At 71.8% G+C, this 24,258-nt stretch carries 23 protein-coding genes; 13 read left to right on the top strand and 10 right to left on the bottom strand.

What is annotated here, in order from left to right; genetic code table 11:
* The first annotated feature begins 11 nt into the window (after positions 1–11).
* The 7 genes from GA0070617_RS28215 to GA0070617_RS28185 all read left to right on the top strand — a co-directional run bounded on the left by GA0070617_RS28215 (position 12) and on the right by GA0070617_RS28185 (position 7,134).
* A complete protein-coding gene (locus GA0070617_RS28215) occupies positions 12–320 on the top strand; it encodes a YbaB/EbfC family nucleoid-associated protein (protein WP_217628957.1) in 309 nt (102 codons plus the stop codon).
* A gap of 9 nt (positions 321–329) precedes the next feature.
* Entirely contained in the window at positions 330–923 is a 594-nt protein-coding gene (gene recR, locus GA0070617_RS28210; protein ID WP_091445260.1) for a recombination mediator RecR, read from the top strand.
* A 257-nt stretch (positions 924–1,180) separates the two neighbouring features.
* On the top strand, positions 1,181–2,845 hold the full coding sequence (locus tag GA0070617_RS28205) for an ABC transporter substrate-binding protein (RefSeq protein WP_091445258.1): 1,665 nt from the start codon (positions 1,181–1,183) through the stop codon (positions 2,843–2,845).
* Positions 2,846–2,922: 77 nt separating this feature from the next.
* A complete protein-coding gene (locus GA0070617_RS28200; protein ID WP_091445257.1) occupies positions 2,923–3,927 on the top strand; it encodes an ABC transporter permease in 1,005 nt (334 codons plus the stop codon).
* Positions 3,924–4,898 carry an ABC transporter permease gene (locus GA0070617_RS28195; RefSeq protein WP_091445253.1) on the top strand — a complete coding sequence of 325 codons (975 nt, stop codon included), beginning with the start codon at positions 3,924–3,926 and terminating at the stop codon, positions 4,896–4,898. Before GA0070617_RS28200 ends, GA0070617_RS28195 begins: the two co-directional genes overlap by 4 nt.
* 68 nt (positions 4,899–4,966) lie before the next feature.
* Positions 4,967–6,034 (top strand): ABC transporter ATP-binding protein, encoded by a 1,068-nt coding sequence (locus GA0070617_RS28190; RefSeq protein WP_229688672.1) that lies wholly within the window; start codon positions 4,967–4,969, stop codon positions 6,032–6,034.
* The gene (locus tag GA0070617_RS28185) at positions 6,031–7,134 is read left to right on the top strand and encodes an ABC transporter ATP-binding protein (RefSeq protein ID WP_091445252.1); all 1,104 of its coding nucleotides are present in this window, start codon (positions 6,031–6,033) and stop codon (positions 7,132–7,134) included. The genes GA0070617_RS28190 and GA0070617_RS28185 overlap by 4 nt, the downstream gene beginning before the upstream one ends.
* An 80-nt stretch (positions 7,135–7,214) precedes the next feature.
* On the opposite strand, the gene GA0070617_RS28180 is transcribed toward GA0070617_RS28185, so the two are convergent.
* A complete protein-coding gene (locus GA0070617_RS28180; protein ID WP_229688671.1) occupies positions 7,215–7,568 on the bottom strand; it encodes a hypothetical protein in 354 nt (117 codons plus the stop codon).
* Positions 7,568–8,221, bottom strand: a complete 654-nt coding sequence (locus GA0070617_RS28175) for an HNH endonuclease family protein (protein ID WP_091445250.1) — start codon at positions 8,219–8,221, stop codon at positions 7,568–7,570. The genes GA0070617_RS28180 and GA0070617_RS28175 overlap by 1 nt, the downstream gene beginning before the upstream one ends.
* A gap of 112 nt (positions 8,222–8,333) precedes the next feature.
* Here GA0070617_RS28175 and GA0070617_RS28170 point away from each other — a divergent pair, with 112 nt between their 5' ends.
* On the top strand, positions 8,334–9,812 hold the full coding sequence (locus tag GA0070617_RS28170; RefSeq protein WP_091445248.1) for a DHA2 family efflux MFS transporter permease subunit: 1,479 nt from the start codon (positions 8,334–8,336) through the stop codon (positions 9,810–9,812).
* 52 nt (positions 9,813–9,864) lie between these two features.
* On the opposite strand, the gene leuA is transcribed toward GA0070617_RS28170, so the two are convergent.
* The 3 genes from leuA to GA0070617_RS28155 form a co-directional block, all read right to left on the bottom strand.
* Positions 9,865–11,622, bottom strand: coding sequence for a 2-isopropylmalate synthase (leuA, locus tag GA0070617_RS28165; RefSeq protein WP_091445246.1), 1,758 nt, complete (start codon positions 11,620–11,622; stop codon positions 9,865–9,867).
* A gap of 294 nt (positions 11,623–11,916) precedes the next feature.
* Positions 11,917–12,585 (bottom strand): nitroreductase family protein, encoded by a 669-nt coding sequence (locus tag GA0070617_RS28160; RefSeq protein ID WP_091445244.1) that lies wholly within the window; start codon positions 12,583–12,585, stop codon positions 11,917–11,919.
* A 41-nt stretch (positions 12,586–12,626) separates the two neighbouring features.
* A complete protein-coding gene (locus tag GA0070617_RS28155; protein ID WP_139135795.1) occupies positions 12,627–13,421 on the bottom strand; it encodes a hypothetical protein in 795 nt (264 codons plus the stop codon).
* Positions 13,422–13,696: 275 nt separating this feature from the next.
* On the opposite strand from GA0070617_RS28155, the gene GA0070617_RS28150 reads away from it, so the two are divergent.
* A complete protein-coding gene (locus GA0070617_RS28150) occupies positions 13,697–14,962 on the top strand; it encodes an aspartate kinase (RefSeq protein WP_091445240.1) in 1,266 nt (421 codons plus the stop codon).
* Positions 14,963–14,968: 6 nt separating this feature from the next.
* Positions 14,969–16,030: an aspartate-semialdehyde dehydrogenase gene (locus GA0070617_RS28145; RefSeq protein WP_091445238.1), complete on the top strand. Its 1,062-nt coding sequence runs from the start codon at positions 14,969–14,971 to the stop codon at positions 16,028–16,030.
* 70 nt (positions 16,031–16,100) lie between these two features.
* Here GA0070617_RS28145 and GA0070617_RS28140 read toward each other — a convergent pair whose 3' ends face one another.
* Complete coding sequence (locus tag GA0070617_RS28140; protein ID WP_091447628.1) at positions 16,101–17,522, bottom strand: diguanylate cyclase; 1,422 nt, start codon at positions 17,520–17,522, stop codon at positions 16,101–16,103.
* 118 nt (positions 17,523–17,640) lie between these two features.
* On the opposite strand from GA0070617_RS28140, the gene GA0070617_RS28135 reads away from it, so the two are divergent.
* Both GA0070617_RS28135 and GA0070617_RS28130 read left to right on the top strand, forming a co-directional pair.
* On the top strand, positions 17,641–18,276 hold the full coding sequence (locus tag GA0070617_RS28135) for a histone deacetylase (RefSeq protein WP_229688670.1): 636 nt from the start codon (positions 17,641–17,643) through the stop codon (positions 18,274–18,276).
* A 205-nt stretch (positions 18,277–18,481) separates the two neighbouring features.
* Positions 18,482–18,928 (top strand): lamin tail domain-containing protein, encoded by a 447-nt coding sequence (locus GA0070617_RS28130; RefSeq protein ID WP_091445236.1) that lies wholly within the window; start codon positions 18,482–18,484, stop codon positions 18,926–18,928.
* A 90-nt stretch (positions 18,929–19,018) separates the two neighbouring features.
* On the opposite strand, the gene GA0070617_RS28125 is transcribed toward GA0070617_RS28130, so the two are convergent.
* The 4 genes from GA0070617_RS28125 to GA0070617_RS28110 form a co-directional block, all read right to left on the bottom strand.
* The gene (locus GA0070617_RS28125; protein ID WP_139135794.1) at positions 19,019–19,756 is read right to left on the bottom strand and encodes a hypothetical protein; all 738 of its coding nucleotides are present in this window, start codon (positions 19,754–19,756) and stop codon (positions 19,019–19,021) included.
* A 47-nt stretch (positions 19,757–19,803) separates the two neighbouring features.
* Positions 19,804–20,337: an NADPH-dependent FMN reductase gene (locus GA0070617_RS28120; RefSeq protein WP_091445232.1), complete on the bottom strand. Its 534-nt coding sequence runs from the start codon at positions 20,335–20,337 to the stop codon at positions 19,804–19,806.
* A gap of 98 nt (positions 20,338–20,435) precedes the next feature.
* Positions 20,436–21,308 carry an META domain-containing protein gene (locus tag GA0070617_RS28115; RefSeq protein WP_139135793.1) on the bottom strand — a complete coding sequence of 291 codons (873 nt, stop codon included), beginning with the start codon at positions 21,306–21,308 and terminating at the stop codon, positions 20,436–20,438.
* 87 nt (positions 21,309–21,395) lie between these two features.
* Positions 21,396–22,325: a diacylglycerol/lipid kinase family protein gene (locus tag GA0070617_RS28110; protein ID WP_091445229.1), complete on the bottom strand. Its 930-nt coding sequence runs from the start codon at positions 22,323–22,325 to the stop codon at positions 21,396–21,398.
* 273 nt (positions 22,326–22,598) lie between these two features.
* On the opposite strand from GA0070617_RS28110, the gene GA0070617_RS28105 reads away from it, so the two are divergent.
* Positions 22,599–24,176: a DHA2 family efflux MFS transporter permease subunit gene (locus GA0070617_RS28105; protein WP_091445228.1), complete on the top strand. Its 1,578-nt coding sequence runs from the start codon at positions 22,599–22,601 to the stop codon at positions 24,174–24,176.
* Positions 24,177–24,258: the final 82 nt, after the last annotated feature.

Here is a 24,258-nt window from a genome sequence, read left to right as displayed (position 1 = left end):
GACAGCCGAACATGCAGCAGATGCTGAAGCAGGCGCAGAAGATGCAGCAGCAGATCGCCCAGGCCCAGGCGGAGCTGGCCGAGGCGGAGCTGACCGGCACGGCCGGCGGCGGGCTGGTCACCGCGACGGTCTCCGGCTCCGGCGAGCTGAAGGGCATCCGGATCGACGCGAAGGCCGTGGACCCGGAGGACGTGGAGACCCTGGAGGACCTGGTTCTCGCGGCCATCCGCAACGCCAACGAGGCGGCCCGGGAGTTGACCGAGCAGAAGATGGGGCCGGTCGCCGGGGGCATGGGCGGCCTCGGGCTGCCCGGGTTCTGAGCCGACACGATGTACGAGGGTGCGATCCAGGATCTGATCGACGAGTTGGGCCGGTTGCCGGGGGTGGGACCGAAGAGCGCCCAGCGGATCGCCTTTCACGTCCTGTCGGCGGATCCGGCCGACGTCAACCGGTTGGCCGGCGCGTTGCGCAAGGTCAAGGAGCTGGTGCGGTTCTGCACCAGCTGCTACAACGTGGCCGAGTCGGAGCAGTGCCGGATCTGCCGCGACCCACGGCGTACCGATGAGGTCCTCTGTGTGGTCGAGGAGCCGAAGGACGTGGTGGCGATCGAGCGGACCGGCGAGTTCCGGGGCCGCTACCACGTGCTCGGCGGCGCGATCAACCCGCTGGAGGGGATCGGCCCGGACAGCCTGCGGGTCCGGGAGCTGATGACCCGGCTGGGCGGTGGGGCGGTGCGGGAGTTGATCCTCGCCACCGACCCGAACACCGAGGGCGAGGCGACGGCGACGTACCTGGCGTTGATGGTGAAGCCGATGGGGATCTCGGTGACCCGGCTGGCCAGCGGTTTGCCGGTCGGCGGTGACCTGGAGTACGCCGACGAGATCACCCTGGGCCGGGCGTTCGAGGGCCGCCGGGTCGTCTGACGTCGATCCCGACGATCTGACACCCGCCGGCCGAGCGGGCCTACTCGACGTAACAGTTTCGCATCGCGACCTGGGATCCTTCGGCGAATCACCGCATTCGCCGAAGGATCTAATCTGCACGCCGGGTTGGGACACGATCCGATACCAAAGCGGCTACCGCCAGTTTCCCGTCGGTCCAAACGAAGGCTAAGGTCTCCGCCATCGGTGACCCCTGTCACCACGTTGTCCCGTACCCCCAAGGACGAGGTGAAAGCACCATGCGTGCAAGCAGGCCGAAGGTCGCCGTGGCGGCCATCGCGGTCGCGGCCCTCGCGGTAGCAGGCTGTGCCGAGAGCGACCGTGAGGAAGGCTCCAGCGGAAGTAAGAAGGACACCCTGGTCTTCGGCGTCGCCGGCGACCCGAAGGTGCTCGACCCCAGCCTCGCCAGCGACGGCGAGTCGCTGCGGGTGGCCCGTCAGGTGTTCGAGACGCTGATCCGCGCCGAGGACGGCGGCACCAAGCCCAGCCCCGGCCTGGCCGAGTCCTGGACGCCCGACTCCACCGGCACGGTGTGGACCTTCAAGCTGCGCTCCGGGGTGAAGTTCCACGACGGCACCGACTTCAACGCCGAGGCGGTCTGCGTCAACTTCAACCGGTGGTACAACGCCAAGGGCCTGATGCAGAGCCCCGACGTCACCGCCTACTGGCAGGACGTGATGGGTGGTTACGCCCAGAACGAGAGCCCGGATCTCGGCGAGAGCCTCTTCAAGTCCTGCACCGCCACCGACCCGACCACGGTGGACCTGGCCTTCACCCGGGTCTCCAGCAAGATCCCGGCCGCGCTGATGCTGCCGTCGTTCTCCATCCACAGCCCGAAGGCGCTGGAGGAGTACAAGGCCAGCGACGTCACCGGCACCGCCGAGGACATCAAGTACCCCTCGTACGCGCTGGAGCACCCGACCGGCACCGGCCCGTTCAAGTTCAAGGCCTGGGACGTGGCCAACAAGACGCTCACCATCGAGCGCAACGAGGACTACTGGGGCGACAAGGCCAAGCTGAAGACCCTCATCTTCAAGACCATCTCGGACGAGAACGCCCGCAAGCAGGCGCTGCGTTCCGGTGACATCCAGGGCTACGACCTGGTCGGCCCGGCCGACGTCGAGCCGCTCAAGGGTGAGGGCTTCAACATGCTCACCCGACCGGCGTTCAACATCCTCTACCTGGCCATCAACCAGTCGGGCAACCCGAAGCTGGCCGACCTGAAGGTCCGGCAGGCGATCGCCCACGCGCTGAACCGGCAGGCGCTCGTCGACTCGAAGCTGCCCCCGGGCGCGCAGGTCGCGGTGAACTTCTTCCCCGACACCGTCGAGGGTTGGAACGGCGACGTCACCAAGTACGACTACAACCCGGAGAAGGCCAAGCAGCTGCTGGCCGAGGCGGGCGCGTCGAACCTGACCCTGAAGTTCCACTACCCGACCGAGGTCACCCGGCCGTACATGCCGAACCCGAAGGACCTCTTCGAGCTGCTCTCGGCGGACCTGAAGGCGGTCGGCATCACCATCGAGGCGATTCCGCTCAAGTGGAGCCCGGACTACCTCAACGCCACCACCTCCGGCAAGAACCACGACCTGCACTTCCTCGGCTGGACCGGTGACTACGGCGACGGCTACAACTTCATCGGCACCTTCTTCGACCGCAAGAAGGACGAGTGGGGCTTCACCAACGCCGCGCTCTTCGAGCAGTTCAAGGACGCCGACTCGACCGCCGACCCGGCGGCCCGGACGGAGAAGTACAAGGCGATCAACAAGACCATCATGGACTTCCTCCCCGGTGTGCCGATCTCGCACTCGCCGCCGGCGATCGTGCTCGGCAAGGACGTGACCGGGGTGACGGCGAGCCCGCTCACCGACGAGCGGTTCGCCACGGCCGAGTTCAAGTCCTGACCTGAGGCAGGTGACGCGGGCGGGCGCTGGACCACAGCGCCCGCCCGCAGCCCGCCGTACACCTTTCGAGGCCGCCCGTGTTCCGGTTCATCGTCAGACGCCTGCTACAGCTGATACCGACGCTGTTCGGGCTCTCCATCCTGCTCTTCATCTGGCTGCGGCGACTGCCCGGCGGCCCCGAGACCGCCATCCTCGGCGAGCGGGGCACCCCCGAGATGCGCGCCGAGATCCGGCGCAACCTGGGTCTCGACGAGCCGATCATGGTGCAGTACTTCCGTTTCCTGCGCCGGATGATCCGGCTGGACCTGGGCACCTCGACGGCCACCAAGCGGGCGGTCACCACCGAGTTCATCGAGCGGTTCCCGGGCACCGTCGAGCTGACCGTGATGGCCATGGTGCTCGCCATCGGCGTCGGCATCCCGCTCGGCTACCTGGCCGCCCGGCGTCGCGGCCGGTTCCTCGACCACGCCTCGGTGGGCGGTTCGCTGATCGGCATCTGCATCCCGGTCTTCTTCCTGGCGTACGTGCTGAAGGCGATCTTCGCGGAGAACCTGAACTGGTTCCCGTCCAGCGGCCGGCAGGACCCGACGATCGGGGCCACCCGGATCACCAACTTCTTCGTCCTCGACGGTCTGATGACCCGGGAGTGGGACGCCGCCGCCGACGCGATCTGGCACCTGGTGCTGCCGGGCGTCGCGCTGGCCAGCATCCCCCTGGCGATCATCGTCCGGATCACCCGGGCCAGCGTGCTGGAGGTCCTCAACGAGGACTTCGTACGCACCGCCGAGGCCAAGGGCCTGACCGAGAACACCGTCCGTCGCCGGCACGTGCTGCGCAACGCGATGCTGCCGGTGGTCACCTCGATCGGCCTGCTCACCGGTGGTCTGCTCTCCGGCGCGGTGCTCACCGAGACGGTCTTCGCCTTCAGCGGCATCGGGGCGTTCGTCGCCGACTCGATCAGCCAGCGTGACTACCCGGTGCTGATGGGCTTCATCATGATCATCGCGGTGGTGTATGTGCTGGTGAACCTCCTGGTCGACCTCTCCTACAGCCTGATCGACCCGAGGGTGAGAGTGCGATGACCGTCAACCTGGGCCGCAAAAAGGGCGAGAAGATCGACCGGCTCGCCGAGCTGGCGGCCGTCCGCGACGACGAGCGCGGGGTCAGCCTCTGGCAGGAGGCGTTCCGCCGGCTGCGCCGCAACCCGGCCGCGATCATCGGCGCGGTCATCCTGGCGATCTTCGTCCTGGTCGCGCTGGTCGGGCCCTTCTTCGTGCCGTACGGGCCGACCGACTCCATCGGCATCCGGGAGGGGTTGGTCCGCTCCGGGCAGGGCATCATCCCCGGTGCCTCTTCCGAACACTGGTTCGGCTACGACCACCAGGGCCGGGACGTGTTCAGCCGGATGGTCGTCGGCGCCCGGCAGACCCTGCTGGTCGGGGTGGTCTCCACCCTGATCGGACTGGCCGTCGGCGCGTTGATCGGCGGGGTCGCCGGTGCCGCCGCCGGGCTGGGCGGCCGCTGGGGACGCTGGATCGACAGCACCCTGATGCGCTTCATCGACATGCTGCTGGCCCTGCCCAGCCTGCTGCTCGCGGTGAGCATCGCGGCCCTGCTCGGGGCCAGCCTGACCACCGTGATGATCGCCGTCGGCGTGGTGTCGGTGCCGGTCTTCGCCCGGCTGCTGCGCGGCTCGATGATCTCCCAGGCCAACAGCGACTACGTGCTGGCGGCCACCTCGCTCGGCGTGAAGAAGTCGAAGATCGCCCTGACCCACGTGGTGCCCAACTCGCTCGCCCCGGTGATCGTGCAGGCCACCCTGACGCTGGCCACCGCCATCATCGAGGCCGCCGCGCTCTCCTTCCTGGGCCTGGGCAACCCCGACTCGTCCGTACCGGAGTGGGGGGTGATGCTCGCCGACGCGCAGCCGTACCTCGGTATCCGGCCGGCGCTGGCGATCTACCCGGCGGTCGCGATCATCATCACCGCGCTCGGGTTCACCCTGCTCGGTGAGGCGATGCGCGAGGCCCTCGACCCGAAACTGCGGAAGTAGGTCGGCATGTGTGAAGCGCGAGGAGTGCAGCGCAGCGGAGCCCCGCAGTCGCGAACGGAAGGTCGATAATGGCACTGCTCGAAGTGGACGACCTTTCGGTCACGTTCGCCCGTCGGGGGCAGCGGGCCGTGCACGCGGTGGACGGGGTCTCCTTCTCGGTCGACACCGGTGAGGTGGTCGGCCTGGTCGGCGAGTCCGGCTGCGGCAAGAGCGTGACGTCGCTGGCCCTCATGGGTCTGCTGCCCAAGCAGCCCGGCCTGAGCGTCGGCGGGCGGGCGGTTTTCGACGGCACCGACCTGCTCCGGCTCGACGACCGGTCCCGCCGGGACATCCGGGGCCGGGACGTGGCGATGATCTTCCAGGATCCGCTCTCCTCGCTGAACCCGGTCATCCCGATCGGGTTGCAGGTGACCGAGGTGCTCCGGCGGCACCGGGGGATGAAGGGCGAGGCCGCCCAGAAGGAGGCCGCCGAGCTGCTCGACCGGGTAGGCATCCCGGACCCGCGCCGCCGGTTGAAGGAGTACCCGCACCAGCTCTCCGGTGGGATGCGGCAGCGGGCGTTGATCGCGATGGCGGTGGCCTGCCAGCCCCGGCTGCTGATCGCCGACGAGCCGACCACCGCGCTGGACGTGACGATCCAGGCGCAGATCCTGGAGCTGCTCAAGGACCTGGTCCGGGAGTCGGGCACCGCGCTGGTGATGATCACCCACGATCTGGGCGTGGTCGCCGGGATGTGCGACACGATCAACGTGCTCTACGCCGGGCGGGTGGTGGAGACGGCCCGCCGTCGTCCGCTGTTCCGCCAGCCCCGGCATCCGTACACGGTGGGGTTGCTCGGTTCGGTGCCGCGCCTGGACGCCGGGCGCGGCGAACGGCTCAACCCGATCCCCGGCTCGGTCCGGGACCTGCTGCCCTGGCCGCAGGGGTGCGCGTTCGCCCCGCGCTGCGAGCGCCGGACCGACGAGTGCGTGGGCGGGCCGCCGGCCATGGTGCCCACCCAGGACGACCATGCCTACCGTTGCGTCAACCCGGCCCCGCTGCCCGGCAGCAGGCCGGCCGGCTCCGGGCCGGATGCCGTAGCGGCGGAGGTCGCCGCGCCGGTGGTGCCCGCGCAGCGCGAGGAGGAGAAGCCGTGACCGGGAACGACATCCTCGTCGAGGTACGGGACCTGAAGGTGCACTTCCCGATCCGGCGGGGGGTGCTCTTCGACCGGACCGTCGGGCACGTCAAGGCCGTCGACGGGGTGGACCTGAGCATCCCGCGCGGCAAGACGTACGGGCTGGTCGGTGAGTCCGGGTGTGGCAAGTCCACCCTCGGACGGGCGTTGTTGCAGCTCACCCCGCCCACCGGCGGCGAGGTGAACTTCGACGGGACCGAGTTGACCACCCTGCCGGCGGGGAAGCTGCGCACCATGCGCCGCCGGATGCAGATGATCTTCCAGGACCCGATGTCGAGCCTGGACCCCCGGCAGAACGTCGAGTCGATCCTCACCGAGGGCCTGCAGACGCACGGCATCGGCGGCAACCGGGACGAACGCCGGCGGATCATCGGCGAGACCCTGGACGCGGTGGGGCTGCCCCGCTGGGCGCTGTCGCGCTACCCGCACGAGTTCTCCGGCGGGCAACGTCAGCGCATCGGCATCGCCCGGGCGCTGGTGCTCGGGCCGGAGCTGATCGTCGCCGACGAGCCGGTCTCCGCGCTTGACGTGTCGATCCAGGCCCAGGTGGTGAACCTCCTCGACGAACTCCAGGACAGCCTCGGGCTGACGTACCTGGTGATCGCGCACGACCTGGCGGTGGTCCGGCACATCTCCGACACCGTCGGCGTGATGTACCTGGGCGCACTGGTCGAGGAGGCGCCGAGCGACCGGCTGTACACCGAGCCGCTGCACCCGTACACCCGGGCGTTGATGTCGGCGGTGCCGGTGCCCGACCCGGACGTGGAGGACAACCGGGAGCGCATCCTGCTCTCCGGTGACCTGCCCTCCCCGGCGAACCCGCCGAGCGGGTGCCGGTTCCACACCCGCTGCCCGTGGGCCCAGCCGACCCGGTGCGCCGACGAGCGGCCGGCACTGCGGGACATCGGCGGCAGCCGGGTGGCCTGCCACTGGGCCGAGCCGATCGCCAGCGGCGAGCTGCGTCCGCACCAGGTACGCCCGCAGCTCACCCGCCCGGCGGACGAGGGCGAGGACCCGTCGGTCGTCTCCGCGCCCACCGAGCCCGGCTCGTACGTCTGACCGGCGCCCGGCCGGGCTGAGATCGACCCGGCCGGGCTGAGATCGGCGGCGGCCCGGTGGGCGATCGGGGCAGCGGCCACTCAGCCCTCGGGGCGGTCGAGCAGGCCGACCGCGATGGTGTGCACCGCGTCCAGGGCGGCCGGGTCGGCCAGCGGGGCCCGCCCACCGGTCACCACGTACCACTCGTCGGCCTCCCGGTACTGCACGTGCAGGGTGACCTGGCCGTCGGCGTACTCGGTGCGCAGGGTCAGCTCACCGGTGACCACCCCCACCTCGTCGGTCATCACCCCGCCCGGCCCGGCCACGATGTCCGCCGTCCGGCTCGGTGGGTCGGCCGCCGTCCGGCCGGGCGGGTCGGCCGCCGCAGGGCTCGGTGCGTCGGCCTCCGTCGGGCTCGTTGTGTCAGCCTCGGTGTCCGGTTTCTGGTCCCCCATCAGCACCCCTTCAGCATGTCGGCGAGGGTGTCCTTCTCGGCGCTGGTGACCGAGAGCTCCCAGTGGTGTTTCACCGCCACCCAGTCCTCGGCGTACGTGCACCAGTACGACTGGCTCGGCGGCTTCCACTGGGACGGATCCTGGTCACCCTTTGCCCGGTTCGAGCTGGCGGAAACCGCGAAGAGCTGCGGTCGGTCCAGGTCGTTGGCGAAGTCGCCACGCTTCTTGTCGTCCCACTCGTCGGCACCGGAACGCCAGGCGTTGGCCAGCGGGACCATGTGGTCGATGTCCACGTCGGAGGGGTCGGAGAAGCTCCGGCCGTCGTACACGCTCTCCCAGCTGCCACCGACCACGTTGCAGCCGGAGTGCTTGATGTCGCGGCCGTCTCGTTCCAGCACGGTGTCGCGGACGTCGCAGTTCTTGCCGGTACTGCGCCAGTGGGGGAACCGGCTCCGGCTGTAGCCCTTCATCGAGCCGGCACTGGCCACGGTCAGCTCGCCGAGCTGCGCGGTGGCGTTACCGCCGCCACCGCCGCTGCTGGGCGAGGGGTCCGCCCCCGACTCCTCGATGGCCACACAACCGGCGGTGCCCAGGGCGAGCACCGCCGCCAGCGCGGTCGCGACCGCTACCCGCGGTCCTGATCTGGTACGCACAGACGACACCCCTCCAGCTTGCGTGCTCCCGGCGATCCCGCACAGTACCCCGGGCTGCCGGATTCGGCGTTTCCTGGCGTCTCAGTACCCCCGTCGAGGCAGATTGGTAACCATGGCTTCCGCTCCCGCACTCCGCATGGGCACCTCCGCCGGACGGGGGGCGCTGCTCGCGGCGATCCTCGCCTCCGGGATGGTCTTCCTGGACAGCACCGTGGTCAACGTCGCGTTGCCCCGGCTCGGTGCCGATCTCGGTGCCACCGTGGCCGGTCTGCAGTGGACGGTAAACGGCTACCTGTTGATGCTGGCCGCGTTCGTGCTGCTCGGCGGGGCACTGGGCGACCGGTTCGGCCGGCGGCGGGTGTTCCTGCTCGGCGTACTCTGGTTTGCCGTCGCCTCGATGCTGTGTGGCCTGGCCCAGGGTACCGAGTGGCTGATCGCGGCCCGGTTCCTGCAGGGCGCCGGCGGCGCGCTGCTCACCCCCGGCTCGCTCTCGGTGCTCCAGGCCAGCTTCCACCCCGACGACCGGGCGCGGGCGATCGGTACCTGGTCCGGACTGTCCGGAGTCTCCACCGCGCTCGGCCCGTTCGTCGGCGGCTGGCTGATCGACACCCTCTCCTGGCGGTGGATCTTCTTCATCAACGTGCCGCTGGCCGTGCCGGTCTTCCTCGCGGCGATGCGCTGGATCCCGGAGAGCCGGGACGAGAACGTCTCCCGGGCCGGTGGGCGGGGGCCGGGACACCGGCGCTTCGACGTGACCGGTGCGGTGTTGGGCGCGCTCGGCCTCGGCGGGGTGACGTACGCCCTGATCGACGCCCCGGTGCGGGGCCTCGCCTCGTGGTCGGTGGTGGCCGCGGTGCTGGTCGGGCTGCTCGCGGCGGTCACCTTCGTGCTGGTGGAACGGCACCGGGGGGACTCCGCGATGCTGCCGACCAGGCTCTTCCGCAGCCGGCTCTTCTCGGTGCTGAACGTCTTCACCGTCGTGGTGTACGCCGCGCTCGGCGGCTTCACCTTCTTCCTCTCGGTCTACCTGCAGAACGTGGTGGGCTGGTCGGCGCTGCTGACCGGCCTGGCGACCATCCCGATGACGGTGCTGCTGCTGCTCGGCTCATCGCGGGCGGGGGCGTTGTCGGCCCGGATCGGCCCCCGGCTGCCGCTCAGCGTCGGCCCGGTCGTCGCCGCCGCCGGCCTGCTCCTGCTGCGCCGGGTGGAGCCGGGCGCGTCGTACTGGACCGACGTGCTGCCCGGGGTGATCCTCTTCGGCGCCGGCCTGACCCTGGTGGTGGCCCCGCTGACCGCCTCGGTGCTGGCCGCCGTCGCCGACCGGTTCGCCGGGGTGGCCAGCGGCTTCAACAACGCCGCCAGCCGCGCCGGGAGCCTGCTCGCGGTGGCCGCGCTGCCGCTGCTGGTCGGGCTGAGCGGCACCGGGTACGAGCAGAGCGCCGCGCTGACCTCGGCCTACCGGGGGGCGCTGCTCTGGTGCGCCGGCCTGCTCCTGGCCGGCGCGGCGCTGGCCGCCTTCCTCGTCCACCGCCCCCCACCCGCCCCCGCTCCCGCCGCGAAGGAAGGGCCCCCTGTTAACGGGCAACGGTGAGCGGGGAACCCTTCTCTACCGAAAGCGTTAACAGGGGGCCCTTCCTTGCACCTCAGGTGCGGGAGCGGTTGACAGCGCTGGTGACCGCCCTGATCGAGGCGGTGACGATGTTGGCGTCGGTGCCGACACCCCAGACCGTCCGACCGTCGACCTCGCCCTCGACGTACGCGGCGGCCTGGGCGTCGCCGCCGGAGGAGAGCGCGTGCTCGTGGTAGTCGAGCACCCGTACCGCCACGCCCACCGACTGCAGCGCGTTGACGTACGCGTCGATCGGGCCGTTGCCGACCGCGACGAGCGAGTGCCGCGCGCCGGCCAGCTCGATCTCGGCGCTGATCTCGACCTTGCCGTCGGCGGTGCCGATCGTGTAGCCGACCAGGGTGAGGGCGGGCGACTCCTGGTGGGTCACCAGGTAGTGGCGGGCGAAGATCTGCCACATGGTGTCCGGGTCGACCTCGCCACCGGCGTGGTCGGTGACCTGCTGGACCACCCCGGAGAACTCGATCTGCAGCCGACGCGGCAGGTCGAACTGGTGCTCGGTCTTCATGATGTAGGCGACGCCGCCCTTGCCGGACTGCGAGTTGACCCGAATCACCGCCTCGTAGCTGCGGCCCAGGTCCTTCGGGTCGATCGGCAGGTAGGGCACCTCCCAGGTGTGCTCGTCGACCGGCACCCCGGCCGCCGCCGCGTCGGCGTTCAGCGCGCTGAAGCCCTTGTTGATCGCGTCCTGGTGGGAGCCGGAGAAGGCGGTGTAGACCAGGTCGCCGGCGTACGGGTGGCGCTCGTGCACGGGCAGCTGGTTGCAGTACTCGACGGCCCGCTTGACCTCGTCGATGTTCGAGAAGTCGATCATCGGGTCGATGCCCTGGGAGAAGAGGTTCAGCCCCAGGGTGACCAGGTCGACGTTGCCGGTGCGTTCGCCGTTGCCGAACAGGCAGCCCTCGATCCGGTCCGCGCCGGCCAGCAGGCCCAGCTCGGCGGCGGCCACCCCGGTGCCCCGGTCGTTGTGCGGGTGCAGGCTCAGCACCACGCTGTCCCGCCGGGGCAGGTGCCGGTGCATCCACTCGATCGAGTCGGCGTAGACGTTCGGCGTGGCCATCTCGACGGTGGCCGGCAGGTTGATGATCAGCGGCCGGGTCGGCGTCGGGTCGATCACCTCGATCACCTTCGAGCAGACCTCCAGCGCGTAGTCCAGCTCGGTGCCGGTGTACGACTCGGGGGAGTACTCGTAGAAGATCTCGGTGTCCGGAGTGTGGATCTCGGCGTACTTCTGGCAGAGCCGGGCCCCGGTGGTGGCGATGTCGGTGATGCCGTCGCGGTCCAGGCCGAAGACCACCCGACGTTGCAGCGTCGAGGTCGAGTTGTAGAAGTGCACGATCGCGCGCTTCGCGCCGCGCAGCGACTCGAAGGTCCGGTCGATCAGGTGCTCCCGGCACTGGGTGAGCACCTGGACGGTGACGTCGTCGGGGATCAGGTCCTGCTCGATGAGCTGGCGGAGGAAGTCGAAGTCGGCCTGGCTGGCCGACGGGAAGCCGACCTCGATCTCCTTGTAGCCCATCTGCACCAGCAGCTGGAACATCCGGCGCTTGCGCTCCGGGGACATCGGGTCGATCAGGGCCTGGTTGCCGTCGCGCAGGTCCACCGCGCACCAGCGCGGCGCGGCCTCGACGTGCCGGCCCGGCCAGGCGCGGTCCGGCAGGTCGATCCGGAACTGCTGCTGGTACGGCTGGTAGCGGTGGTACGGCATCCGGCTGGGGCGCTGCCGGGCGATCGGATCGGTGTCGGCGTCGGTGGTGCCGGCGGGTTGAGCCATGGTGGGTCGCTCCCGGAGGTCAGGTGGCGTCAGCGTCGGTGGGTCGGCGTCGGTGCCGACGGCGGGGCGTAGGGGCTCCCGCGAGGACGGTGTGCTGGACGGCGCGCGTCAACTCCGCGACGAGGTGCCGGCCGATGGGGCCTCGCCGCGGCAACGAAGGAGAAGGCTCGCCTGCCACATGACAGAAGTGACCCTACGTCGTCACCAAGGACTCTGGTAGCCCGGTCCGTAATCTGGGACGTACCCCCGCCCCACCCGCGACCCGACCGGGCCTCCCCGCGACGCGGGTCGGGTTCAGCGCAGCATCAGGTCGGCGACGCGGTGGCGGCGGCGCAGCCCGGTCTCCCGGTGCAGCAGGTCCGCGGGCAGGGCGAACGGGTCGCCCAGCCGGCCGATGGCCACCACCGCGTGCGGGCGGACCTCCGCCGGCAGGTCCAGGTCGGCGGCGAGTCCGGCGTGGTCCACGTCGACGAGCTGGTGGACGTAGAGACCGAGCGCGGTCGCCTGCACGCTCAGGTGGGCGACGGCCTGACCCAGGTCGTACGCCCGTCGCTGGCCGGCCTCGAACGCGTCGGCCGGTGTGATCCGAAACGCGTCCACGGGCGCGGCCTCGAACGCCTCGGTGTCCACGGCCTCGAACGCGTCGACCGGTGCGGTCCCGGGGGCTGCGGTTGCGGCGGGAGGCGCGGTGGCGGGTGGGTCGGCGAGGTGGGCGGCGACCAGCAGGGCGGCGGCGTGCCGGGCCCAGCGCTGGTCGCGGGCGGGCAGGTTGGCCAGGATCCGCTTGCCCGTCTCGTCGTCGCGCCGCCCCAGGGCGAACCGCCACGGTTGGACGTTGCCGTGTGACGGGGCCCAGCGGGCGGCCTCCAGCAGGGCCGACGCTTCGGCGGCGGTGAGTTCCGCCGTCGGGTCGAAGGCGAGCGGGCTCCAGCGGACGGCGAGTAGTGGTGTGAGGTCGGCCATGCCCCAAGCGTTCCTTATGCCGGTTTTGCTCAATTAAGGGGTTATGTTGGATGTGGGGAAAGCCACCCGTAACCTCCGGTCTGCAGCGGCGTGGCGTCGGTCACCGGCCCGGCCAGTTGCACGGTGGCGGGAGCCGGCCCGGGTGGCGTGGCCAGGGTCAACGTGCCGGTACCCGTCCGGGCGGCGGTGAGGGTGCCGTCGGGCTGGTAGCAGTAGACCCCCGGGTCGAGCGCGGGGAGCAACGCCGCCGAGGTCGACTCGACCGCGTAACAGCCCCCGGTCACGCCGGGCAGCGGCCGGGCCCGGGAGACCGCCAGTGGGGCCCGCCGGTCGGTGAGTACCGCCAGCCAGTCGGTGAAGGGGTGCTGCACCCGGGGATCGAGCCGGTGCGGCAGCACGTCCGTCGGGTCGCCGAGCCGGACGCAGCCGGCCAGCCGGTCCGCCGACGGCAGCACACACCGGTAGAGCCCGTCGCCGGTGGCCGCCAGGGAGACGTCAACCACCTGGTCGGTGTCGGCGGGATCGATGTCGGCCGGGTCGACCTGGTACGTCACGTCGACCCGCCAGGTGCCGTCGGCGGCGCTGGTCACGGTGACCGAGCGGTCCGGGTGCCCGGGCGTCCGCAGGGCGTACCCGGCGGTGAAGTGGCGGTCCTGGGCCGCCGCCGCCCGTGCGGCCAGCTCGTCGCGGGCCGCGTCCAGGTCACCCGGGACCGACCCGCCCGGCGGCGGTGGCGGGGTCACCGGCCGGTCGGCCGCGCACGCGGCGAGGCACACCGGCAGGACGAGGGTGAGCAGGCCGGCCGTTCGGCGTACCGGGCCCAGGCGGGCGGACACCCGCCCATTCTTCCGCCCGCCGCCGGCTGCACCGGTGCACCGCCGGCCCGGCCCCGGCGTGTCGTACCCGTTCGGGTGGGTGACCGAGATCGCACCGCAGGAGTCCGCGGTGCTGGTCGGGCGGGGTGCGGCGATGGGCCGGTCGGGCCGGATGGTGGGATCACCTGACCCGGCGGTCCGGGCCGCCCGATACCCTGAGGGCGTCCGACCCACGCCGCCGGCCCAACCCCGGCGGCGTCGGCACGCTCAGGGACGCTGGGAGGGAGTGCGCCGTCGTGGCACTCGTGGTGCAGAAGTACGGCGGATCCTCCGTCGCCAACGCCGAGCGGATCAAGCGGGTCGCGGAGCGGATCGTCGCCGCCCGCAAGGCCGGCGACGACGTGGTGGTGGTGGTCTCCGCGATGGGCGACACCACCGACGAGCTGCTCGACCTGGCCAACCAGGTCAGCCCGCTGCCGCCGGGCCGCGAGCTGGACATGCTGCTCACCGCCGGGGAGCGGATCTCCATGGCGCTGCTGGCCATGGCCATCCACAACCTGGGGTACGAAGCCCGCTCGTTCACCGGCTCGCAGGCCGGGGTGATCACCACCTCGGTGCACGGCCGGGCGCGGATCATCGACGTCACGCCGGGGCGGCTCAAGGGCGCGCTGGACGAGGGCGCGGTGGTCATCGTGGCCGGCTTCCAGGGCGTCTCGCAGGACACCAAGGACGTCACCACGCTGGGCCGGGGCGGCTCGGACACCACCGCCGTGGCGCTCGCCGCCGCGCTGCACGCCGACGTCTGTGAGATCTACACCGACGTGGACGGGGTCTTCACCGCCGACCCGCGGATCGTGCCCAACGCCCGGCACATCCGGGACATCACCTACGAGGAGATGCTGGAGCTGGCCGCCTGCGGCGCGAAGGTGCTGCACCTGCGCAGCGTGGAGTACGCGCGCCGAGCGGGGTTGCCGATCCACGTCCGTTCGTCATACTCGACCAACACCGGCACGATGGTCACCGGATCGATGGAGGACCTTCCTGTGGAACAGGCGCTGATCACCGGGGTCGCCCACGACCGTAGCGAGGCGAAGATCACGATCGTCGGGGTGCCGGACGAGCCGGGCGCCGCGGCGGCGATCTTCGACACGGTCGCCGGGGCGGAGATCAACATCGACATGATCGTGCAGAACGTCTCCACCGAGGGGACCGGCCGCACGGACATCTCGTTCACCCTGCCCAAGGCGGACGGGCCGACCGCGATGGCCGCGCTCAGCAAGATCCAGGAGCCGGTCAAGTTCAAGGGCCTGCTCTACGACGACCACGTCGGCAAGGTCTCCCTGATCGGCGCCGGCATGCGCTCGCACCCGGGCGTCGCGGCCGGGTTCTTCGCCGCCCTCGGCACCGCCGGGGTGAACATCGAAATGATCTCCACCTCGGAGATCCGGGTCTCCGTGGTCTGCCGGGACACCGACCTCGACAAGGCCGTCCGCGCCATCCACGACGCCTTCGACCTGGGCGGCGACACCGAAGCCGTGGTGTACGCCGGGACCGGGCGGTAGCGCGGCGTGCCGGCACTGCCCACCCTGGCCGTGGTCGGGGCGACCGGTGCCGTCGGCACCGTGCTGTGTCAGCTGCTCTCCGCCCGGCGCAACGTCTGGGGTGAGATCAAGCTGTTCGCCTCGGCCCGCTCCGACGGGCGGCAGGTGCGCTGCCGGGGCGAGGAGCTGACCGTCCAGACGCTGACCCCGGAGGCTTTCGACGGCGTCGACGTGGCCATGTTCGACGTGCCCGACGAGGTCGCCGCGCACTGGGCGCCGATCGCCGTCACCCGGGGCGCGGTGGTGGTGGACAACTCCGGCGCCTTCCGGATGGAGCGGGACGTCCCGCTGGTCGTGCCCGAGATCAATCCGGGGCAGACGCGGCACCGGCCCCGGGGGATCATCGCCAACGGCAACTGCACCACCCTCGCGATGATCGTCGCGGTCGCACCGCTGCACCGCGAGTACGGGCTGCGCGAGCTGGTGCTCGCCTCGTACCAGGCGGCCTCCGGCGCGGGGCAGGCCGGCGTGGACGCCCTGCACACCCAGCTCGGCAAGATCGCCGGGGACCGGACGCTCGGCTCCCGCCCCGGTGACGTACGCCAGGCCGTCGGTGACGATCTGGGTCCGTTCCCCGCCCCGCTGGCGCTCAACGTGGTCCCCTGGGCCGGTCTGCTCGCCGACGACGGCTGGTCGGCCGAGGAGATGAAGGTACGCAACGAGTCGCGCAAGATCCTCGGCCTGCCCGACCTGAAGGTCTCCGCCACCTGCGTCCGGGTGCCGGTGGTGACCGGACACTCGGTGGCCGTACACGCGGTCTTCGCCGCCGAGGTCGACGCGGAGAGCGCCCGTGAGGTGCTGCGCAACGCCCCCGGGGTGATCATGGTCGACGATCCGGCGACCGGCGAGTTCCCGATGCCGATCGACGCCGTCGGCACCGACCCGTCCTGGGTCGGCCGGCTCCGGCGGGCCCTGGACGACCCGCGCGCCCTCGACTTCTTCGTCACCGGCGACAACCTCCGCAAGGGCGCCGCCCTGAACACCGCCCAGATCGCCGAACTGGTCGCCAAGGAACTCACCGGCCGCTGACCGCGCGGACCGGCCGCGTTGCCCAGCCGCCGGCCGCGTTGCCCAGCCGCCGACCGAGCAGACCGGCCGGTCAGTCGGCGGCCAGCCGGACGGCGTCGCGGCCGTTGCGTTTGACGAAGTAGAGGGCCTGGTCGGCGCGGCGGAGGGTGGCTTCGGGGGACTCGTGGGGCTCGGCCACGGCGACCCCGACGCTGATCGTCCGGCCGGTGCGGCGGGCCGCCTCGGTAAGCCGTTCGGCGATCCGGACCGCCTCCGCCGGGCGGTGCACCTCGATCACCGCCACGAACTCGTCCCCACCGATCCGGAACAGCTCGTCGCCGTGGCGCAGCGCCGCCTGCAACGCCCGGGCCAGCCCGACCAGCACCCGGTCACCCTCCTGGTGGCCGTACGTGTCGTTGACGCTCTTGAAGCCGTCCACGTCGATCGCCAGCAGGGCGGTACGCCCCGGGGTGGCTGCGGCGATCCGCTGGCCGAACGGGCCGGTGTGCCGTAGCCCGGTCAACGGGTCGGAGTTGGCCTGCTCGCTGAGCTGGTGGAGGGTGCGGAGCCGGTCCAGGCAGCTCCAGGCCTGGCCGGCGAGGAGTTCCATCAGGTTGACCGTGGTCGGGTCGGGGCGCAGCCGTCGCCCGTCGGCGACCAGCAGCACCCCGCCGACGTCCGGCTGCCCGACCGGCACCACGATCAGGGTGCGGACCCCCGCCCGGTCCAGCGGGGCGTAGTCCTCGGTCGGCGGATGTCCCGCCTCGCCCAGGGTGTACGCCGCGCCGTGCCGGTGGGCGCGGGCGACCAGCCGGCCGAGCGCCGCCGGACCGGCCTCGGCCAGCTCGGCCCGCAGCCGCCCCTCCAACTCGCCGGGCACCCCGGTCGGCGCGTCGAGTCGGGGGCCGTCCCGACCGCCGAGGACCACGATCGCCGCGGCGAGGGTGGAGACCTCCCGGGCCGCCCCGATCGCCGTGCCCAGCAGCTCCCACTCGGTCTGCGCGGCGGTCATCGCGGTGGCGTGCCGGAGGAGTTTCTCGCTGCGGCTCTCCGCCGGTGGGCCACCCAGCGCCATGATCCGCGCGCCCAGCCGGGCGGCGAGCAGCTCGGCGGTCCGCCGCCACGGGTCCAGTTCCACCTCGGTACGCCACTGCAGGTCGAGCACGCCGATCGGGCTTCCCGCGGGGTCGCAGACCGGTACGCAGATCTCGGCCGTCACGTCCGGGTGCACCGGCAGGTAGTCCGGATCCTCGGCGACCCGGCCGACGGTCGCCGGCAGGCCGGAGGCGTACACCCGGCCGACGATGCCGGCCTTCGGCGGGACGGTCGAGAAGACCTGCCAGGAGCCGGTGGCCGCGACCGTGCGGAGCCGATCATGGACGTGCAGCAGGACGGAGACGGTCGCCGGGGCGTACCGGGCGAGGGTGGTGACGGTCCACTGGCAGGCCTCGACCGCGGTCGACGCCATGGAGAGGCGGACCGTGGCGTCACGGATGACCCGGTTGTGATCCACGCACACGTCGTTCCGGCTAGGGGTGGCCCCGGCGGGGTACCGGGCCTGGTCAAGGGTACTCAGCCGTCCGTCGTACACATGTGCTATCCACAGGCTGTGGACGGTAGTGTGGCCCCGCGTGGAGCTGGTCTGGTACGTCGCCTACGGCTCGAACCTGTACGCCGCGCGCCTCGGCTGGTACCTGACCGGGGGTTGCCCGCCCGGCGGCCGGCGGACGTACCCGGGTTGCCGGGACGGCCGGGCGCCCCGGCGCACCGAACCGGTGCTGATCCCCGGCGGCGTCTACTTCGCCGGCGAGTCCCGGGCCTGGACCGGCGGGATGGCCTTCTACGATCCGCGGCTGCCCGGCCGGGCGGCGGCCCGCGCCTACCTGGTCACCGTCGGGCAGTTCGCCGACATCGCCGCGCAGGAGATGTACCGGCCGCCCGGTTCCGACCTCGATCTGGTCGCGGCAGCCGCCACCGGCCGGGTCACCCTCGGGCCCGGCCGCTACGAGACGCTGCTCGGGGTGGGGCGGCTCGACGGCGTACCGATGCTCACCTTCACCGCGCCATGGACGGCGGCGGACGTGCCGTGGACCGCCCCGGCCCCGGTCTACCTCGCGATGATCGCCGGCGGGTTGCGCGAGGCGCACGGCTGGCCCGCCCGGCGGATCACCGCGTACCTGGCCGACCGGCCAGGGGTGGCCGGCCGTTGGTCCGCCCAGGACCTGGCGGCGCTGGTGGCCGGCGCGACCGGTGGGCCCGCCGGCTGACCGGTCCGCGATGACGACGGGGGCCGTTCGTGCAGGTGGGGCCACCGATCGGGGACACCATGATCGTCCCCGCAGGTCCAATCGCCGCCGCCGGGCCGCACTGGTCCACAGCGGACGTCGGGCGTCGATAACCTCACCCGACCACGCCACGGCGTGGCGCACCGACCGGCCGGACAGGGGCCGGTCACCAGCAGTGGGGAACAGCATGAGGAAGTTCATCGGCTTCGCCGCGGCGGTCGCCGTCGGCCTCGGGACGGTGCTCACCGCCGCCGGGCCGGCCCAGGCCGCGCCGGTCATCGAGATCACCAAGGTGTACGTCAACGCGCCCGGCACCGACACCCGGGCGAACAGCAGCGTCAACGGCGAGTACGTCAAGCTGACCAACCGGCGCTCCCGCACGGTCAGCCTGAAGTCCTGGACGGTGCGGGACAAGGCCAACCACGTCTACACCTTCGGCGACTTCAAGCTGAAGCCGAAGGCGAGCGTGGTGCTCTACAGCGGCAAGGGCAAGAACACCGCCAGTAAGCGGTACTGGGGTTCCGGCTGGCACATCTGGAACAACACCGGGGACACCGCGTACCTGCGCACCGCCGCCGGCAAGAAGATCGACTCCTGCTCGTGGAAGAAGACCGACAGCTACAAGAAGTGCTGACCCTCGTACGGCGCTGAGGCGCGCGGTCGACGCCGCCCCGGTCCCGGGGGCCGGCGTCGACGGCGTTCCGGCTGCTCCGGGCGGTCCGCCTCAGTCGCGGTCCCGGCGGGCGAAGGCCGACCAGAGGTTGAAGCCGATGACGCTCACCCCGACCACTACCCAGAGGACGACGAACGAATCGGCCCGCTCGCCGAAGGCGGCGAACGGCCCGAACTGGCTGAAGTCGCGCAGCACGTTCACCCCGACGACCAGCACGACCACCCCGACGGCCGCGCCGACCAGGGCACTCACCCGGCTCGACTGGACGCGCCGCCGGTCGTCCCGGCGGTCCGGCCGGTCACCGGTCGGCCGGGCGGCCCGACGGTCCTGATCGGCCCGGTCGCCCCGGCGGAAGAGCCGGGACCAGGCGGAGCCGGTCTCCTGGACCGGGCTGACGTAGCTGTCGGCGACGCTCGGTCGACGGACCGGACCCGTCGTGACGTCCCGGCCCGGGTCGGTCCCGCCGAGGCCGGCACCGCCGAAACCCCTCGTGCCGTCGGGGCCCGGGGCGACCTCGCCGGGCCGGCCGGGCTCACCGGGACCCGGCCGACCAGCCGTCTCGAACTCCGACCGGTGTGGCCCGTCGACGGTCGGCCGGTCGCCGCGGCCGGGCAGCGCGGCCGACACGGCCCGGGCGATGACGGCCAGCAGGATCACCACCCAGATCAGACCGAACGAACTGAAGCCGTTGCCGACGAACTGCACCGCTCCGGCGATCAGCATCCCGACGCCCACCACCGCGGTGAGCATCGCCTGCGGCCTGCTTGGTTGACGGCGGGATCTCGGCATGTCGCCATTCTTACCTGGTCAGCGCAACTTCGCCGCTGACCGGTGACTCAGGCAGCCGCGTACGGTCGGGCGGCGCGGGCGTCCCGCAGCGCGTGTCCCCACCAGGCGAGCTGGTCGAGCAGCCGGTATGCGGCGGCGTCGCAGTCGGCCCGGTCGTGGGGCTGGCCCTCGGCGGTGAACCGCTGCGACCCCCCGTGGAAGCTGACGGTCTCCCGGATGGTTACCGCCTGCAGCTCGGCGAAGACCGCCCGCAGGTGCTCGACCGCGCGCAGGCCACCGGAGAGCCCGCCGTACGAGACGAAGCCCACCGGTCTGGCCTGCCACTCGACGAAGTGCGCGTCGATGACCTCCTTGAGCCGGCCCGGGTAGCTGTGGTTGTACTCCGGGGTCACCACCACGAACGCGTCGGCGGCAGCCAGTCGCGCGGTGAGCTGCTCCGGGACGGCCAGGTCGACCAGGTCGACGGTGAGATCGTCCCGGCCCTCGACCCGGTCGGCGAACCAGCTGCCGACGACGGGCCCGAACCGGCCCGGTCGGACGCTGCCGAGCAGGACGGCGACGTGCAGCGGTCGACTGGTCATGGGTGCTCCCTCTGGTCGGTGGTGCTGACCAGAACGACGCTAGGAACTCAACCGAGGTTGACGTCAACCCGCTCAGCTGGCGCGGTGCGGTCGGGCGCTCAGCTGGCGCGGTGCAGGCGGGCGGTCTCCGCCCCCTGGGCGTCGAAGAGCACCAGGACCGCGCCGTCGAGCCCGATCCGTCGCGCGCCGTCGAGCCAGGACCCCACCGGTACGTTGTCGCAGCCGATCAACGTGCTCGGCCCGCTGCTGGCCAGGAAGGCACCACCCGAGCCGAGCACCCAGCGTCCACCCTGGCCGTTGCAGCCGTCCGAGCCACGCCAGTCACCGTCGGCGCGCAACTCCACGTGCGCCGCGCGGGGACCACCCCGGGCACCGTCGGCCGGCGCCCACCGGCCCAGCACCGCGTCCCGGGCCGGCGCGGTGAGCGCCGCCGGCAACTCCTTGACCGGCCCGAGGTCACGCCGCGCCTGGTCGGTCACGACCGGCGGGGCCGCCTGCTCGGCCGACATCTCCGGCGGCGCGCTGGGGCGGGCACCGGGCCGCAGCCGGGCCACCTGCTGATCCTGCTCGTCCAGGAGGACCCGCTGGTCACCGTCGGTACGGAAGCCGGTGACCCGGGCCAGCCAGTCCGGGGTCTCGGTCTCACCGGCGCACTCACCACCGGCGCTCCTGCTGGTGGCGAGGCCGCCGGAGACACTGGCCACGAAGAGCCCGTCGGGGTGGGCCCGCCACTGGCCGAGACGTACCCCGCAGTCCTCGAAGACGGACAGATCGTCAGGGGCGAGCCGCAGGATCGGTTCGGCCCCGTCCAGGCCGGTCACCGTCCACGAGCCGATCAACCCGGTCGGCTCACCCACGTCCCACCCCACCGTCGAGTCCCCCGGCGCGTCCTGCCCGTCGGTGCGCCCGGCGCATCCGCTGAGCAGGAGGCCCACGGCCAGCATTCCGACGACGTACCCTCTGCCACGCATCTCGTCCTCCGTCTTGTCAGCTCCCCGTGACTAGGACGTCGACGCGGCGGCACCGGTTCCCTCCCGGGCCCGAACCGGTCGGCCGGGTCAGCGGTCGGGGCTGTCGGCGGCGGCCATCACCCGCAGCGCGTTGGCGGCCAGGCCGAGCCGGATCGGCGTCTGCCCGCACAGCTCGCCGTCCACCTCCACCCGGGCCGGCCGGTCGGTGCGTACCCACAACTCGTCGACGGCCAGGAACGGATCCTCGCCGAGGGTGCGCCGGTGGCCGGTCGTGGCGTTGCGCGCCGACTCCCGCAGCAGCCCACCCCGGGTCGGCCCACCCACCGGGTACGCCACCAGCAGCCGGTCGTCGGCGTCGGCGTCGGCGGTGATCGGCCGGCCGGCCTGGAAGCCGCCGTTGGCGACGTACAGCTGGTGGGTGACGAACTCGTGCTCGGCGCCCGCCGCCTCGACGGTGACCCGCAACGGACGGTGCCGGGCCAGCAGCGCCAGGGCGGTCAGCGGGTACGCGAGCCGACCGCTGGCCCGCTTCAGGCGCGGCGGGGTGGCCCGCATGATGTCGGCGGAGAGCCCGATGCCGACGTGGTTGGCGAACGGCATCTCCCCGGCCATCCCCAGGTCGACGTCGATGACCTTCCCGTCGCTGAGCACACCGACGGCCCCGTCCAGGTCCAGCGGCACCCCGACGGTACGGGCGAAGTTGTTGGTGGTGCCCAGCGGCAGCAGACCGAGGGCCATGTCCCGGTGGGCGAGCATCCGGGCGGCGGCGCTGAGCGTACCGTCGCCACCCCCGGCGACCAGCAGGTCCGGCCCGAGCCCGACCGCCTCGGTGAGACTGCGCTCCAGCTCGCCCGGCTTCTCCACCGGGTACGTGCCGAGCAGGTCGAAACCGGCCGCCACCAGGCGGGAGTGGGCCTGCTCGTAGAGCCGACGGCCGCGTCGGGAGTGGGCGTTGATGACCAGTGCGGCGCGCCGGTCCCGCCGGATGGTCGCGCTCAGCTCCTGCTTGGTCCGCATGGCCACCGACCCTATCGGCGCGCCGCGAGTGCGGTCGATGCTGACCCGGCCGCCGCGGTGACCGATTGTCGTCCGGAAGCTGTGAGCGTGGTCACTCCCGGTGTCAGCAAGGCAGCTGTCAGCAGGTATTTCGTCGTTGTGGTCGACGGAAAGGCGGGGCGGGTTGTCGGACCGTCGTGGGATCGTTCCGCAGGGTTGCCGGTAGCTGCCGGCCCGGTGGGGACGCCGCGTGCCAACGGGTACGCGGCCGGATGGCGTTGTTCAGGAGACTCGGTGAGCAGTCAGCCCGTGGCGGTGTCGGATCGACTCGACGCCGCCGTACTCAAGATCGCCGGGGTGGTCGTCCTCGGCGCGATCATGTCGATTCTCGACGTGACCGTGGTCAGCGTGGCGCTGCCCACCTTCCAGGCCGACTTCGGCGCGTCCTACGCCCAGGTGGCCTGGACGATGACCGGGTACACCCTGGCGCTGGCCACGGTCATCCCGCTGACCGGCTGGGCGGCCGACCGGTTCGGCACCAAACGGCTCTACATGACCGCGCTGCTGCTGTTCACCCTCGGCTCGGGGCTCTGCGCCACCGCGGACTCGATCGGCCAGCTCATCACGTACCGGGTGTTGCAGGGCCTCGGCGGCGGCATGCTGATGCCGCTCGGCATGACCATCATGACCCGGGCGGCCGGCCCGCAGCGGATCGGACGCCTGATGGCCGTGCTCGGCATCCCGATGCTGCTCGGCCCGATCGGTGGCCCGATCCTCGGTGGCTGGCTGATCGACATCGCGAGCTGGCACTGGATCTTCCTGATCAACCTGCCGATCGGCCTCGCCGCCCTGGTCTACGCGCAGCTCGCGCTGCCGCAGGACAGCCCGGAGCCGTCCGAGTCGTTCGACTTCCTCGGCATGCTGATGCTCTCCCCGGGGCTGGCGCTGTTCCTGTTCGGCGTCTCCTCGCTCCCCGAGACCGGCACCTTCGAAGACACCAAGGTGTGGCTGCCGATGCTGGTCGGCGGGGCACTGGTGGTCGGCTTCGTGCTCTACTCCTTCAAGCCCCGGCACCCGCTGCTCGACCTGCGCCTGCTGCGCGACCGCAACCTCACCGTCGCCTCGGTCACGCTCGCCGTCTTCACGGTCGCCTTCATGGGGGCCGGGCTGCTCTTCCCGAGCTACTTCCTCCAGGTGCGCGGCGAGTCCACGCTCGACGCCGGCCTGCTGATGGCCCCGCAGGGCCTCGGCGCGATGGTCACCATGCCGATCGCCGGCATGCTCGCCGACCGCATCCCGGTCGGCCGCACCGTCCCGTTCGCGCTGGTGCTGCTGGCGGCGGGCTTCTTCGCCTTCACCCAGGTCGACACCGACACGTCGTACTGGCTGCTCTGCGGTTCGCTCTTCGTGATGGGGCTGGGCATGGGCGGCACGATGATGCCGGTGATGACCTCGGCGCTGAAGACGTTGACGAACCACGAGGTGGCCCGCGGCTCCACCCTGCTGAACATCCTCCAGCAGATCGCCGGCTCGGTCGGCGCCGCGCTCATGTCGGTGATCCTCACCAACGAGCTGAACGGCTCCCCGGCCATCCCCGGCGTGGTGGACCCCGCCACCGGAGCCCCGGTCACCGAGGCCGGCCTGGCCATCGCGGTGGCCCGGGAGCCGGAGCTGGCCCAGCAGTTCCCGGTCGAGCCCGGCCTCCTGCAACGGGGCCTGGAGTTCGTGGCCGACTCGTTCGCCACCACCTTCATGGTCGGCTTCGTGCTCATCCTGGCCACCTTCGTCCCGGCGCTCTTCCTGCCCCGCCGACGCCAGCCGTCCCAACTCCTCGACGACACCGACACCCCGACCCCGGTCCTCATCCACTGACCCCTCTGGGCAGGCCGGGGCACCTGTATCGGGGGAACAGGTGCCCCGGCCGTGGTCGGTCCCCGGGTTCGGCGCGTGGTCG

Origin of the sequence: Micromonospora yangpuensis (assembly GCF_900091615.1) — a bacterium.
GTDB lineage: Bacteria > Actinomycetota > Actinomycetes > Mycobacteriales > Micromonosporaceae > Micromonospora > Micromonospora yangpuensis.
Note: the sequence above shows the minus strand (reverse complement) of the source record. Positions and strands in the feature narration are given on the sequence as shown.